Below are 13,631 nucleotides of genomic sequence, written 5' to 3'. Positions count from 1 at the left end.
CGAAAGTTCTACTGAGGGAGAGTTAGTTGCCGGACGGGCGCAGGAACGGACGCTGGATCTTCTTCCACTGCGCGTACGTCTCGTAGGCGGCCCGGGTGGAGTCGAGGGTGCTGGTCGAGCTGACCGGCACGTCCCACCAGGATTCGCTGTCCGGGGCCGCGATTCGCGGGTCCGTCTCGACGTGGATGACGGTGGTGTTGTCGCTGGCCTTCGCCACCTTGACGGCGTCGGTGAACTCGGCGGCCGTGTTCGCGCGGATCACGTCGGCGCCGAGGCTCGCGGCGTTGGCCGCCAGGTCGACGGGCAGGATGTCGCCGTCGAGCCGGCCGGAGTCGCCGCGGTAGCGGTAGTCGGTGCCGAACCGCTGCGAGCCGAGCGACTCCGACAGCGATCCGATGGACGCGAAGCCGTGGTTCTGCACGAGGACCACGATGACCTTGACGTTCTCCTGCACGGCCGTGACGAGTTCGGTGGCCATCATCAGGTACGAGCCGTCGCCAACCATGATGAACACGTCGCGGTCGGGGCAGGCCATCTTGGCGCCGATGCCGCCGGCGATCTCGTAGCCCATGCACGAGAACCCGTATTCGACGTGGTAGCCCTTGGAGTCGCGGGTACGCCACAGCTTGTGCAGGTCGCCGGGCATGGAGCCGGCGGCGCACACGACGACGTCGCGCGGATCGGACAGCGTGTTGGCGAGACCGATGACCTGGTTCTGGTTCAGTCCGCGCGAGTCGTCGTCGATCTTGTAGACCGAGTCCACCGTGGACTCCCAGTGAGCTGCGAGTTCTGCTGTGCGCGCACGGTACTCGCCGGAAACCTGGTAGCCGCCCAATGCCTCGGTGAGCGCCTCCAGTGCCTCGCGGGCGTCTGCGACGACGCTGACGCCGCCCTGCTTCACCGAGTCGATCGACGCGACGTTGACGTTGACGAACCGCACGTCGGGGTTGTTGAACGCGGTGCGCGACGCCGTGGTGAAGTCGCTGTAGCGGGTGCCGATGCCGATGATCACGTCGGCCTCGGTGGCGAGAGCGTTGGCCGCCGTGGTGCCGGTCGAGCCGATCGCGCCGACCGACTGCGGGTGGTCGTAGGGCAGTGAGCCCTTGCCGGCCTGACTCTGGCCGACCGGAATGCCGGTCGTCTCGGCGAACGAGGCCAGTGCCTCGGTGGCGCCGGAGTAGATCAGGCCGCCGCCCGCGACGATCAGCGGCTTCTTCGCAGACCGGATCACGTCCGCGGCCCGCTCGATCACCGACTTCTCGGGAAGCGGCCGGGCCACGTGCCACGTGCGCTCCGCGAACAGCGACTCCGGCCAGTCGAACGCCTCCGCCTGCACGTCCTGCGGAATGGCGACGGTGGCCGCACCCGTCTCGACGGGATCGGTCAGCACGCGCATCGCACTGAGCAGCGCCGAAGGCAACTGCTCCGGCCGCCACACCCGGTCGAAGTAGCGCGACAGCGGTTTGAACGCGTCGTTGACGGTGACGTCGCCGCTCGAGGGCAGTTCGAGTTCCTGCAGGACCGGTGCGCTCGCGCGGGTCGCGAACGTATCGGCGGGCAGGAGCAGGACGGGCAGCCGGTTGATGGTGGCGAGCGCCGCGCCCGTCAGCATGTTGGTCGAGCCGGGGCCGACGCTGGCCGACACCGCCCACGTCTGCAGACGATCCTTCTGGCGTGCGTACGCGACCGCGCTGTGCACCATCGCCTGCTCGTTGCGCCCGAGGACGTACGGCAGTTCGGATTCGGTACCGGCTTCGACGGCGTCGATCTCGGCCTGGAGCAGTGCCTGACCGAGCCCGGCGACGTTGCCGTGGCCGAAGATGCCGAAGCAGCCGGCGAAGAACTTGGTGCGTTCGCCGTCCCGCTCGACGTACTGGTTGGCGAGGAATCGGATGGTTGCCTGAGCCACCGTGAGGTGGACGGTGCCCTCGGCGTTGGGGTTCTTGCTCGCCGACATCGGCGCGGTGGACACCACGGTCATGCTCCTTCGGACGGTGCGTGGAGGGGGAGGCGGGGATCGACGGTCTGGTGTTCCCAGCTGCCGCGCAGCCAGGTGTGGGCCGGGTCGTCGCAGATGTTCCAGGCGCGGTCTTCGCCGGGGCCGGCCATGACGTTCAGGTAGTACATGTGATGTCCGGGGGCGGCGATCGACGGTCCGTGATAGCCGTGCGGCACGAGGACCACGTCGCCGGAGCGCACTTCCTCGAGCACCTCGATGGGCCGCTCGGGAGTGCCGTACACGCGATGGTAGCCGAATCCGGTTCCGCCGAAATCCACTGCGGTGGAATTGGCGTCGGCGATCTCGAAGTAGTAGATCTCCTCGAGCTGCGACTCGACGTCGCTGTTCTCGTCGTGCTTGTGGCTCGGGTACGACGACCAGTTGCCACCGGGAGTGATGACCTCGCACGCGATGATCGAATCGGCTTCGAAGCGATCGGCGGTGCCGAAGTTGTGCACCTGGCGGCTGCAGTTGCCCGCGCCGCGCAGTTCGACGGAGACGTCGGCTGCCGGGACGTACCGGAACGGGAACTTCTGCCGCGCGCGGGCCCCGCACAGGGCGAATCGTCCACCGGTCGCGCTCGCCACCGTGTAGGCCGAATCCCGGCCCACGTAGGCGAAGTCGCTCGGCCCGTCGAACACGGACCGCCGTCCGGTGAGGGCGAATTCGGTGCCCTCGCTCGACACCGCCGCGGACCCGGCCAATGGCACGACGATGATCTCGTCGTCACCGGACGCGAGTTCGGCCGACCCGCCGGGGGCCAGGGTGAGCACCCGGAGACTCGATTCGGTCCAGCCCGCGGATTCGGGGGTGACCTCGAGGTCGAACGGTCCGGTGGCCGCGGAACCGACCGGCACGTAATACTTGCTGTTCATCGTGGGCCTCTCCGGCGTGCGTCAGTGAACGAGGGATACGGCGGTGTCGACCGCGGCGGCGACGTCCTCGTCCCGCGGGTACAGCAGGGTGCGTCCGACGATCAGGCCGCGGACCGACGGCAGCGCGAGGGCCTTGGCCCAGCTCGCGAACGTCTCCTCGGGTGCCGTCTGCGGGTCTCCGCCGAGCAGCAGCGTCGGAAGCGTCGTCGCGTCCATCACGCGTTCCATCTCGTCGACCACCGGAAGCTTCATCCACGTGTACGCGGACGTGGACCCCAGGCCCTGGCTGATGTGGATCGACTTGATCACGGCGTCGGCGCTGAGATCGTTCTTGACCTTGCCGTCGACACGCCGCGACAGGAACGGTTCCACCATGGCCATCAGTCCGGCCTCGGCCAGCGCATCGACCGCCTGGGCGCACGCGGTGAGGGTGGAGAGGGTGCCGGAATCGTCGAGATCGATGCGGCACAGCATCTTTCCGCCGTTCATGCCCGCCTTCGCGGTGCCGGCCGCGGTGTAGCCGGTCATCCGGTCGTCGAGTTCGAAACTGGCGCCGGCCAGGCCGCCGCGGTTCATCGACGAGATGACCACCTTGTCGTCGAGCGCGCCGAGCAGCACCAGATCGTCGAGGATGTCGGCGGTGGCGAGCACGCCGTCCACACCGGGGTTGCGCAGGGCGGTGCGGAGGCGGTCGAGGAGGTCGGTGCGACTGTTCATCGCGGTCGGACGGTCGCCGACCGAGAGTGCACCGCGGGCGGGGTGGTCGGCGGCGACGATCATGAGCCGGCCGTTACCGCGGACCGTGGGCCGGGCGATCCGGGTCGCCCAAGCGCGGTCGATGGCGGCCGGGTCGTTCGCGCGTACCTCGGTGACGTCGGCGTAGGACGTGCAGACTGCGCGGTGAGCGAGAGTTTCAGACATTGACAGCCTCCGAAGTGGTGGAATCGGCGAGCGCCCGGACCTCGTCGGCCGTCGGCATCGCGGTGGAGCATTCGAGCCGGGAGGCGACGATCGCCCCCGCGGCGTTGGCGTAGCGCAGGATCTTCTCGAGCGGCCACCCGGCGAGCAGGCCGTGGCACAGCGTGCCGCCGAAGCTGTCGCCGGCACCGAGCCCGTTGACCACCTGGACGTCGTTCGGGGGCACCGTGATGCTCTGGGTGCGTGTCTTCCCGAGGACCCCTTTGGGGCCCTGTTTGACGATGGCCAGTTCGACGCCGAGATCGAGCAGGGCGTCCGCGGCCTTGTGTGCGTTGGTCTCGCCGACCGCGATCTCGCATTCCTCACGGTTGCCGACCGCGACGGTGACGTGCTGGAGGGCGCGCTGCACCTGAGCGGTGGCGTCGGCGGGGGAGGACCAGAACATCGGGCGGTAGTCGAGATCGAGGACGGTGTGGGTGCGGCGTCCGCGGGCCTCCCAGGCTGCGAAATGCGCGCTGCGGCTGGGCTCTTCGGACAGACCGGTGACGGTCGACCAGTACAGCTTGGCGTCGCGGACCGCGTCGAGATCGACGTCCGCCGGCGTCACCTGCAGGTCCGGAGCGACAGGTTTGCGGTAGAAGTACAGCGGAAAGTCGTCCGGCGGGAAGATCTCACAGAACGTGACGGGAGTCGGGTGCTCGGTGTCGATGCCGACGTAGCGGTTGTCGACGCCGAGATCGGTGAGCGCGGTGCGGACGAAACGTCCGAACGGATCGTTGCCGACGCCCGAGATGAGCGCGCTGCGGCAGCCGAGGCGGGCGGCGGCGACGGTGACGTTGGCCGCGCTTCCGCCGAGGAACTTGCCGAACGTCTCGACGTGTTCGAGTCCGACTCCGGTCTGCAATGGGTAGATGTCCACACCGCAGCGCCCGATGGCGAGGACGTCCAATCCGTTCCGGTTGGTATGCGTCTGGATGGTGGTCAAGGCTGACTCCCGAATAGGTCGTTGTGGGTGGTCTGCGCAGGGCGCCGAGGTCTGATTGAAACTGTGCTCCACCTCACCGACTCCTGTCAAGACTTTGTCCTGACATTATTACTTGAAGTCAATCTGGTGTTAGTGTTCGCATACACTGCCGGAAAGATCGGCGACGGCGACGTCGCCCCGCGCACGAGGATCGGAGTTGTCCGTGGGTGCACCACTCGCAGTCGAGCTCGACCGATCGAGCCCGGTTCCGCTGTATTTCCAGCTCGCGCAGACGATCGAGAACGCGATCATCGGCGGGGAACTCGCCCCGGGTGACCGCTTCGAGAACGAACTGGCGCTCGCCAAGCGGCTGAACCTGTCACGCCCCACCACGCGCCGCGCCATCCAGGAGCTCGTCGACAAGGGGCTGCTCGTCCGCAAACGTGGGGTCGGAACCCAGGTGGTGCAGAGCGCCGTGCATCGGCCGGTCGAACTCACGAGCCTCTTCGACGACCTCGCGCGGGCGGGGCAGAGCCCGACCACCAAGCTTCTCGACTACCAGGTATCCGTGCCGGCCGAAGACGTCGCCGCCGAACTCAACCTGCAGCCCGGCGCCGAGGTCGCATCCATCCGGCGCCTCCGCAGCACCAACGGCGAACCGCTGGCGCTGATGACCAACCACATCCCGGTGGACCTCGCGCCGGACCCCGAGGAACTGGAGGCGCACGGCCTCTACCACGCACTCCGGGCCCGCGGCGTGCACATCCGTCTCGCACGGCAACGCATCGGCGCGAAAGCGGCGAGCAAGGCGGAGGCGTCGCTGCTCGACGAGAAGACCGGGGCGCCGCTGCTGACGATGAACCGAACCGCGTTCGACGACTCGGGAAGCGCCGTCGAGTTCGGCAGCCACTGCTACCGCGCGTCGCGGTACTACTTCGACACGACCGTTGTCGATCGCTAGAACCGCGCGCGCGACGTCGTTCCCCCGTGGAATGGCCCTGCTGGTGGCAGGTGCCCTCTTCATGGAGATTCTCGACGCCACCATCATCGCGCCCGCCGTCCCGCTGATCGCCGAGTCCTTCGGTGTCGACGCAGTCGACGTCAACATCGCGATCTCCGCCTACCTGGTCACGGTCGCCGTCCTCATCCCCGCGAGCGGGTGGGTGGCCGACCGGTTCGGGACCCGCCGCGTGTTCGTGGCCGCCATCGCCGTGTTCACGCTGGCGTCCATCGGGTGCGCGGCGAGTGTGTCGTTGCCGATGCTCGTCGCGATGCGGGTGCTGCAGGGAGTCGGCGGCGCCATGATGGTGCCGGTCGGGCGGCTCGCGGTGCTGCGGTCGAGCACGAAGAGCGACCTCGTCCGCGCGATAGCCCTGCTCACGTGGCCCGCGCTCGCGGCGCCGGTCATCGCGCCCCTGCTCGGCGGTGCGATCGCCACCGTCGGCTCGTGGCGATGGATCTTCGTCATCAACATTCCCATCGGCATTTTCGGAATCCTGCTGTCCCTGAAGCTGGTTCACGGGGCAGGCTCGCGGTCGACGAGCAGGCTCGACTGGCGGGGCCTCCTCGGAGTCGGAACGGGAATCGCGGCAGCCCTCATTGCGGTGGAGAGCATCCGTGTGACGGGCACCGACTGGCGGCGAGTCGCGATCGGGGGAGTGGTCGCGGTCGTTCTGCTGGCGGCCTCGGTGCGCCATCTCGCCCGCACGCCCCACCCGCTCGTCGACTTCCGCGTGCTGCGCGTCCGCACGCTGCGCACCACTGTCACCGGGGGTTCGCTCTACCGGCTGATCGTCACCGCGGTGCCGTTCCTGCTGCCGCTGCAGTTCCAACTCGGCTTCGGCTGGACGCCGTTCCTCGCGGGTCTGCTCGTCGCGGCGTTGTTCGCCGGCAACATTGCCATCAAGCCCTGTACGACGCCGCTGATGCGGCGCTTCGGGATCAGGCCGATCCTGCTGGTCAACGCCCTGCTGTCCGTCGGCTGCTTCGGGCTGCTCGCCGCCCTGAGCTCGTCGACCCCGATGCCGGTCATCGCGGCGGTCCTCTTCGTGAGCGGAGCCCTGCGCTCGGTCGGATTCACCGCGTACAACAGTCTCGCGTTTTCCGACGTCGATCGTGCCAACCTCACGCACGCGAACACTCTCAACGCCGCCGTGCAGGAACTGGCGGCCGGTCTGGGTATCGCGGTCGCAGCGCTCGCCCTCACTGCGTTCACGCCGTTGGCGACGTCGTCCGAGCGCGGGTTCGGGTCCGAATATTCCTGGACCTTCGTCCTTTTGGGCCTGCTGATGCTGTGCACGGTGGTCGACACGCTGCGTCTGCCGCGCGACGCCGGGGCAGCGGTCACGCGCTGAGCGCGCCTGCACCCGTCCACCCATCTGCTCGGTTTCCGGGCCGTCTGCGGGGACACCCATGTCCGCTCATTTGATCTGTGGTCCTAATGTCCAGACAAACTATTGACTTTCGGGTGTGACGCGTATTACATCTAAGGCACACGGCCGAGACGTCACCGGGCCGTTCGTCCCCCCGAGAGGAAAAGCAGATGAACTTCCCCAACCGGCGTCGCGTGGCGGTACTGGCCTGCGCGAGTGCCTTGGTGATGAGCCTCGCGGCGTGCTCGAGCACCGGAGGCAAGCCGGACAGCAGCGGGTCCGGGATCGGCGCCGGCACCGCCGACACCCCGCGCATCACGATCGCAATGGTCACGCACGCGGCACCGGGCGACACGTTCTGGGACCTGATCCGCACGGGCGCGCAGGATGCCGCGGACAAGGACAACGTGGAACTGAAGTACTCCTCCGATCCGCAGGCTCCCAACCAGGCCAACCTCGTGCAGACGGCCATCGACTCGAAGGTCGACGGGCTCGCGCTCACCCTCGCCACCCCCGAGGCGATGGCTCCCGCCGTCAAGAGCGCGCAGGACGCAGGCATCCCGATCTCCGCGTTCAACGCCGGATACGGAGCCTGGAAGGACATGGGGGTCACCCAGTACTTCGGGCAGGACGAGACCATCGCCGGCCAGGCCGCGGGGAACCGGCTGAACGAGGACGGCGCCAAGCACGTCATCTGCGTCATCCAGCAGCAGGGCCAGATCCAGCTCGAATCCCGTTGCGCCGGCGCCAAGCAGACCTTCCGCGGCACGTTCGAGACCCTCAACGTGAACGGTGAGGACATGCCGTCGGTGAACTCGACGATCGCTGCCAAGCTCCAGCAGGACCCGTCCATCGACGGTGTGCTCACGCTCGGCGCTCCGATAGCCCTCACCGCCGTGCAGTCGGTCGGCAACGCGGGCAGCCCGGCCAAGGTCTACACGTTCGACACCAACGCGGCACTCGTCGACGCCATCTCGGACGGCAGCGTGCAGTGGGCCATCGACCAGCAGCCGTACCTGCAGGGCTACCTGGCCATCGATTCGCTGTGGCTCTACCTCAACAACGGCAACGTCATCGGCGGCGGCGGACCGACTCTGACCGGGCCGTCGTTCATCGACAAGTCCAACATCGACAAGGTCGCCGAGTACGCCAAGGCCGGCACCCGCTGATCGGCGGTCGATCACATGTCAGGGCACACGATCCGGACCCCGGTGGGTCCATCTCACGCACACACCATCACCATCGACCCGGTCGCACGACCGGCCGGCATCGCACAACGCTGAGATCCACCGGCGCGGAGAGGAAATCATGTCCACACAGCAAGATCTGGACCTTGCCAGTCACAAGGTCGTCCACGACGAGCGGGTGAAGGAGCAGAAACGCCTGCAGCGTCTGCTGGTCCGCCCCGAGATCGGTTCCCTGTTCGGCGCGATCGCCATCTTCGTCTTCTTCATGGTCGTCGCACCCCCGTTCCGCAGCCCCGAAGCGCTGGCCACGGTGCTCTACGCCTCGTCGACGATCGGGATCATGGCGTGCGCGGTGGCACTGCTGATGATCGGCGGGGAATTCGACCTCTCCGCCGGCGTCGCCGTCACCACCAGCTCCCTGGCGGCGTCGATGATCGCCTACAACCTGCACCTGAACCTGTGGGCCGGCGCCGCCCTCGCCCTCGTGGTCTCGCTGGCGGTCGGGTTCTTCAACGGGTACCTGGTGATGAAGACGAAGATCCCCAGCTTCCTGATCACGCTGAGCTCGTTTCTGATGCTCACCGGCATCAACCTGGCGGTCACCAAACTCGTCACCGGGCAGGTCGCCACCCCCAGCGTGTCCGACATGGCCGGGTTCGACTCGGCGAAGAGGGTGTTCGCGTCCTCGTTCGAGGTCGGCGGGGTGTCGGTGCGGATCACCGTGGTCTGGTGGTTGCTGTTCACCGCGATCGCCACCTGGGTGCTGTTCAAGACCCGGATCGGGAACTGGATCTTCGCCGTCGGCGGCAACCAGGACTCCGCCCGCGCCATCGGCGTCCCGGTCACGAAGGTCAAGATCGGGTTGTTCATGACCGTCGGGTTCGCCGCGTGGTTCGTCGGGATGCACCTGCTGTTCTCGTTCAACACCGTCCAGTCCGGGCAGGGTATCGGCAACGAGTTCCTCTACATCATCGCCGCGGTCATCGGCGGCTGCCTGCTCACCGGCGGGTACGGCACCGCGATCGGCGCCGCGATCGGCGCGTTCATCTTCGGCATGACGAACCAGGGCATCGTCTACGCCGGCTGGAACCCGGATTGGTTCAAGTTCTTCCTCGGCGCGATGCTGCTGTTCGCGGTCATCGCCAACAATGCCTTCCGTAACTACGCCGCCAAGAGGTGACCGGTATGAGTACCATCGAACAACTTCCCGTCGATACCGAACCCGGTGGTGGCGACAAGATCCCGCTGATCGAGCTCAAACACGTCGGCAAGCAGTACGGCAACATCATCGCCCTCGAGGACATCAACCTGCGGGTGCGGGCCGGGGAGGTCACCGGTGTCCTCGGCGACAACGGGGCCGGCAAGTCCACCCTGATCAAGATCATCGCCGGCCTGCACCAGCAGAGTTCGGGCGAGTTGCTCGTCGACGGCGAGGCCCTCACGTTCGGCTCGCCGAAGGAGGCCCTGTCCAAGGGCATCGCCACCGTCTACCAGGACCTGGCGGTGGTGTCGCTGATGCCGGTGTGGCGGAACTTCTTCCTCGGCCAGGAACTACGGAAGGGACCGCTCAAGTCCCTCGACGCGAACGGGATGCGCGCCACCACGATGTCCGAGTTGTCGAAGATGGGCATCGAGCTGCCCGACGTCGACGCCCCCATCGGGTCGCTGTCCGGCGGCCAACGCCAGTGTGTGGCGATCGCCCGGGCGATCTTCTTCGGCGCCCGCGTGCTGATCCTCGACGAGCCCACCGCCGCCCTCGGCGTCAAGCAGTCCGGGATGGTGCTGCGCTACATCTCCGCCGCCAAGGAACAGGGCTTCGGGGTCGTGTTCATCACCCACAACCCGCACCACGCCTACATGGTCGGCGACCACTTCGTCCTCCTCAACCGCGGCCGCCAGAAACTGGACTGCACGTTCGACGAGATCAGCCTCGAAGAACTCACCCAGCAGATGGCCGGCGGCGACGAACTCGAAGCACTCACCCACGAACTGCGGCGTTAGGCACCGACACGACGATGCGCCCGGCACACGTGCCGGGCGCATCGTTCGTTTCCGAGTGGGTCAGACCTTCGCGTTCGCCTTCGCCTTCGTGAGCGCGACATCCTCCTTGTCGAGGTCGAGCAGCGGAGTGCGGGAGTTCTCCTTGGCCGTGGAGGCAGAGGCCGCGGCGATGAGCGCGCAGACGGCGGTGAAGATCGCGACCGGCACCCAGTTCTTGGGGTCGGCGCCCCGCAGTGCCTGGGCGATGGTCGGTGCGAAACCGGCGAGAGCGAATCCGAGCTGCGTGCCGATCGCCATGCCGGAGTAGCGAACCCGCGAGGAGAACATCTCGGCGTAGAACGCCGGCCAGATGGCGTTGGTCCCGGCGTAGACGCCACCCATCAGCAGGATGCCCGCGAGGAAGATCATCGCCACGTTGCCGGTGCCGATCGCGGCGAAGTACAGGAAGATTCCGGCGGCCGAACCGATCGCGCCACCGATGAACACCGGCTTGCGGCCGATCCGGTCGGACAGCATGCCGAACAGCGGCTGCGAGACCAGGGCCACCGCGTTGGCGGCGATCGCGACCCACAGCATGGTCGTGCGGCTCATCCCGATCTCGGGGGTGGTGGCGTAGGCGAGGCCGAACACGGAGAACACAGTGCTGACGACGGCGATGAACGCGCAGAAGACCACACGGAGAACGTCGCGCCAGTGCGTGCGGAAGAGGTCGACGACGGGCAGCGGGGCGGGCGTCTCGTCCAGCGCTTCCTTGTTGGCGATGAAGATTTCGGGCTCTTCGAGCTTGCGACGCACGATGTAGGCGACGACGAGGACGAGGAGGCTGCACCAGAACGGGACGCGCCAGCCCCAGCTGTAGAGGGTCTCGTCGGGCAGCGCCGCGACGGGGATGAACGCGAGGCTCGCGACGATGAAACCGGCCTGGGTACCGGTGAGCGTCCAGCTGCAGAAGAAGCCGCGACGGTGTGCGGGGGAGTGCTCGAGGGTGAGTGAGCCCGCACCCGACTGTTCGCCCGCCGCGGAGATGCCCTGGCAGATGCGCAGCAGCACCAGCAGCACCGGTCCGACCATCCCGGCCTGCTCGGACGACGGCAGACAGCCGATCAGGAACGTGACGACGCCCATGAGAACCAGGCAGAACATCATCACCTTCTTGCGTCCGGCCCGGTCGCCGAAATGTCCGACGAACACGGCGCCGATCGGGCGCGCGATGTAGGAGATGCCGAAGGTGGCCAGCGACAGCAGCAGCGGATTCTTCGATCCCTCGAAGAACACGTGCGGGAACACCAGCGCAGCAGCCGAGGCGAAGATGTAGAAGTCGTAGTACTCGAGCAGGCTGCCGAAGAACGCGGCCTTCGCGGCCTTCTTCGCGTTGGTGGGATCAGCGTTGGGGTCGACGGAGGAGCGGCCTTTGCCGTCACCGTTTCGACCGGAGACGCCGGTGCCGTAGTCGATGGTCATCGATACTCCTGGGGAGCGAGGAATGTGAACACTGGCGGCTCGGAAGAGCAGGTGTTCGTAGGTCGTAGAAGCAAGGTAACCCCGGTCACAGCCTCGAGTCAATAATGGTCGAAATGGTTAGTTCATACTTTTCCGGGCTGCTGCAGGTAGGCCAGGACGACGTCGCCGATCATCGTGCGCAGGTGGGGGCGGTTCTCCGCGCCGGCGAGATCCCAGTCGAACAGCGCCCTGAACGTGTACCGATTTGCCACCCGGAAGACGCAGTACGAGCTGATGAGCATGTGGATGTCGAGCGCCGTCGTGTCGGTGCGGAAGAGGCCCGCCTCCTGCCCTCGCCGGAGGATCTGCTCGAGCGTGCGGATCGCCGGGGCCTGCGTCTCGGGGAGTCCCTCGGCCTGGACGAGGTTGACGCCGCGATTTGTGTTCTCGATCGCGACGAGACGAATGAAGTCCGGGTGAGCCTCGTGATGGTCGAACGTCAGCTCGGCGAGCGCCCGGATCGCCTCGGTCGGCTCGAGGTGGTCGACGTCGAGCTGGGACTCCTCGTAGCGGATCTCCTCGTAGGCACGCTGGAGAACCGCCCGGTACAGCCCCTCCTTGTCGCCGAAGTAGTAGTAGAGCATCCGCTTCGTGGTGGCGGTCTTCGCCGCGATCTCGTCGATGCGGGCGCCGGTCAGGCCCTTGTCGGCGAATTCCGTCATCGCCACCCGCAGGATGTTCTCCCGGGTCTTCTCGGGGTTACGGGTCCGTTTGACCGTCTCCTTCTCGGAGGTCGCGCCCGTCGTCTCGCTTCGTGTCATCGGTGAAACTCCTGCCTCTGCTGTCTTCCGCGCGGTATGGAGGTATGCTACCGTGACATAACTCACTAGATAGTTAATTAGCTCCCAGCCCTCTCCCGGAAGTGATCGCCATGACCTCTCGTGACCTCGATGCCCCCACCGCTCGCCCGTCGTACCTGTGCGGTCTGATCGGCACCGGGATCTCGAAATCGCTGACCCCGCCGCTTCACGAGGCCGAGGGTCGCGCGCAGGGCGTCGGGTACGTCTACCGGATCCTCGACCTCGACACGCTGGGCATGGGGGTCGAGGGACTGCCGCAGCTCCTCTCGGCCGCCAAGCTCCTCGGGTTCAACGGGCTCAACATCACGCACCCCTGCAAGCAGGCCGTCATTCCGCTCCTCGACGACCTGTCCGACGACGCCCGCAAGCTCGGCGCGGTCAACACGGTCCACATCGACGGTGGGCGCCTGATCGGCCACAACACCGATTGGTCCGGATTCGCGCGCAACATGGACGAGGGTCTCGAAGGCGCGCCCATGAACCGCGTCGTGCAACTCGGGGCCGGCGGGGCAGGCGCGGCCGTCGCCTACGCCGCACTGACCCGGGGTGTCGGACACTTCACGATCATCGACGCCGACGCCGCGCGCTCGAAGGACCTGCGCGACTCGCTCGCCGAACTGTTCCCGGACCGGGAAATCGCTGCGGGCGACCTCTCCGCCGTTCCCGCCGCGGTCGGTGCGGCCCAGGGCCTCATCCACGCGACGCCGATCGGCATGGCGGCCCACCCCGGCATGGCACTCGACGCCGCCCTGCTGCGCCCCGACCTGTGGGTCGCGGACGTCGTCTACCGTCCCGCCGAAACCGAACTCCTCGCCCGCGCCCGGGACATCGGCGCCCGGACCCTCAGCGGAATCGGCATGACCATCGGACAGGCTGTCGACTCCTTCCGGATCTTCACCGGCCTCGAGCCGGACGCCCAGCGGATGCGTGAGCACATGGGTCTGCTGTTGCAGGCAGAGGACGCCGCCGCGCTCGCGGGCGCGTAACGGCCGCGCCCGCCACGTGGCGCAGACTG

The 13,631-nt window shown here is 67.3% G+C and carries 12 protein-coding genes; 6 read left to right on the top strand and 6 right to left on the bottom strand.

Annotated features, from left to right (window positions below):
- Positions 1 to 22: 22 nt before the first annotated feature.
- The 4 genes from iolD to iolC are packed head-to-tail and all read right to left on the bottom strand — an operon-like array spanning position 23 to position 4,777.
- On the bottom strand, positions 23 to 1,975 hold the full coding sequence (gene iolD, locus ACLIVD_RS25670; protein WP_477955591.1) for a 3D-(3,5/4)-trihydroxycyclohexane-1,2-dione acylhydrolase (decyclizing): 1,953 nt from the start codon (positions 1,973 to 1,975) through the stop codon (positions 23 to 25).
- A 2-nt stretch (positions 1,976 to 1,977) separates the two neighbouring features.
- The gene (gene iolB / locus ACLIVD_RS25665) at positions 1,978 to 2,874 is read right to left on the bottom strand and encodes a 5-deoxy-glucuronate isomerase (RefSeq protein WP_280782360.1); all 897 of its coding nucleotides are present in this window, start codon (positions 2,872 to 2,874) and stop codon (positions 1,978 to 1,980) included.
- Positions 2,875 to 2,895: 21 nt separating this feature from the next.
- Positions 2,896 to 3,795 (bottom strand): Cgl0159 family (beta/alpha)8-fold protein, encoded by a 900-nt coding sequence (locus tag ACLIVD_RS25660; protein WP_283333590.1) that lies wholly within the window; start codon positions 3,793 to 3,795, stop codon positions 2,896 to 2,898.
- Positions 3,788 to 4,777 carry a 5-dehydro-2-deoxygluconokinase gene (gene iolC / locus ACLIVD_RS25655; RefSeq protein WP_280782362.1) on the bottom strand — a complete coding sequence of 330 codons (990 nt, stop codon included), beginning with the start codon at positions 4,775 to 4,777 and terminating at the stop codon, positions 3,788 to 3,790. The genes ACLIVD_RS25660 and iolC overlap by 8 nt, the downstream gene beginning before the upstream one ends.
- Positions 4,778 to 4,979: 202 nt before the next feature.
- Between iolC and ACLIVD_RS25650 the strand changes: the two genes are divergently transcribed.
- The 5 genes from ACLIVD_RS25650 (at position 4,980) to ACLIVD_RS25630 (ending at position 10,316) form a co-directional block, all read left to right on the top strand.
- Complete coding sequence (locus ACLIVD_RS25650; protein ID WP_009474056.1) at positions 4,980 to 5,717, top strand: GntR family transcriptional regulator; 738 nt, start codon at positions 4,980 to 4,982, stop codon at positions 5,715 to 5,717.
- Between the two features lie 31 nt (positions 5,718 to 5,748).
- Entirely contained in the window at positions 5,749 to 7,110 is a 1,362-nt protein-coding gene (locus tag ACLIVD_RS25645; protein WP_491932921.1) for an MFS transporter, read from the top strand.
- A gap of 188 nt (positions 7,111 to 7,298) precedes the next feature.
- The gene (locus ACLIVD_RS25640; RefSeq protein ID WP_280782363.1) at positions 7,299 to 8,297 is read left to right on the top strand and encodes a substrate-binding domain-containing protein; all 999 of its coding nucleotides are present in this window, start codon (positions 7,299 to 7,301) and stop codon (positions 8,295 to 8,297) included.
- Between the two features lie 139 nt (positions 8,298 to 8,436).
- Positions 8,437 to 9,495, top strand: coding sequence for an ABC transporter permease (locus ACLIVD_RS25635; protein WP_105414953.1), 1,059 nt, complete (start codon positions 8,437 to 8,439; stop codon positions 9,493 to 9,495).
- Positions 9,496 to 9,500: 5 nt separating this feature from the next.
- Positions 9,501 to 10,316, top strand: coding sequence for an ATP-binding cassette domain-containing protein (locus ACLIVD_RS25630; protein WP_105414955.1), 816 nt, complete (start codon positions 9,501 to 9,503; stop codon positions 10,314 to 10,316).
- Between the two features lie 60 nt (positions 10,317 to 10,376).
- Here the strand turns inward: ACLIVD_RS25630 and ACLIVD_RS25625 are convergent, their stop codons facing one another.
- Together ACLIVD_RS25625 and ACLIVD_RS25620 are read right to left on the bottom strand one after the other, a co-directional pair.
- Positions 10,377 to 11,777 (bottom strand): MFS transporter, encoded by a 1,401-nt coding sequence (locus ACLIVD_RS25625; protein ID WP_280782364.1) that lies wholly within the window; start codon positions 11,775 to 11,777, stop codon positions 10,377 to 10,379.
- A gap of 122 nt (positions 11,778 to 11,899) precedes the next feature.
- Positions 11,900 to 12,577: a TetR/AcrR family transcriptional regulator gene (locus ACLIVD_RS25620; RefSeq protein ID WP_491930841.1), complete on the bottom strand. Its 678-nt coding sequence runs from the start codon at positions 12,575 to 12,577 to the stop codon at positions 11,900 to 11,902.
- Positions 12,578 to 12,687: 110 nt separating this feature from the next.
- Here ACLIVD_RS25620 and ACLIVD_RS25615 point away from each other — a divergent pair, with 110 nt between their 5' ends.
- Positions 12,688 to 13,602 carry a shikimate dehydrogenase gene (locus ACLIVD_RS25615; RefSeq protein WP_283333591.1) on the top strand — a complete coding sequence of 305 codons (915 nt, stop codon included), beginning with the start codon at positions 12,688 to 12,690 and terminating at the stop codon, positions 13,600 to 13,602.
- Positions 13,603 to 13,631: the final 29 nt, after the last annotated feature.

Source organism: Rhodococcus sp. G6(2025), from assembly GCF_058628105.1.
Note: the sequence above shows the minus strand (reverse complement) of the source record. Positions and strands in the feature narration are given on the sequence as shown.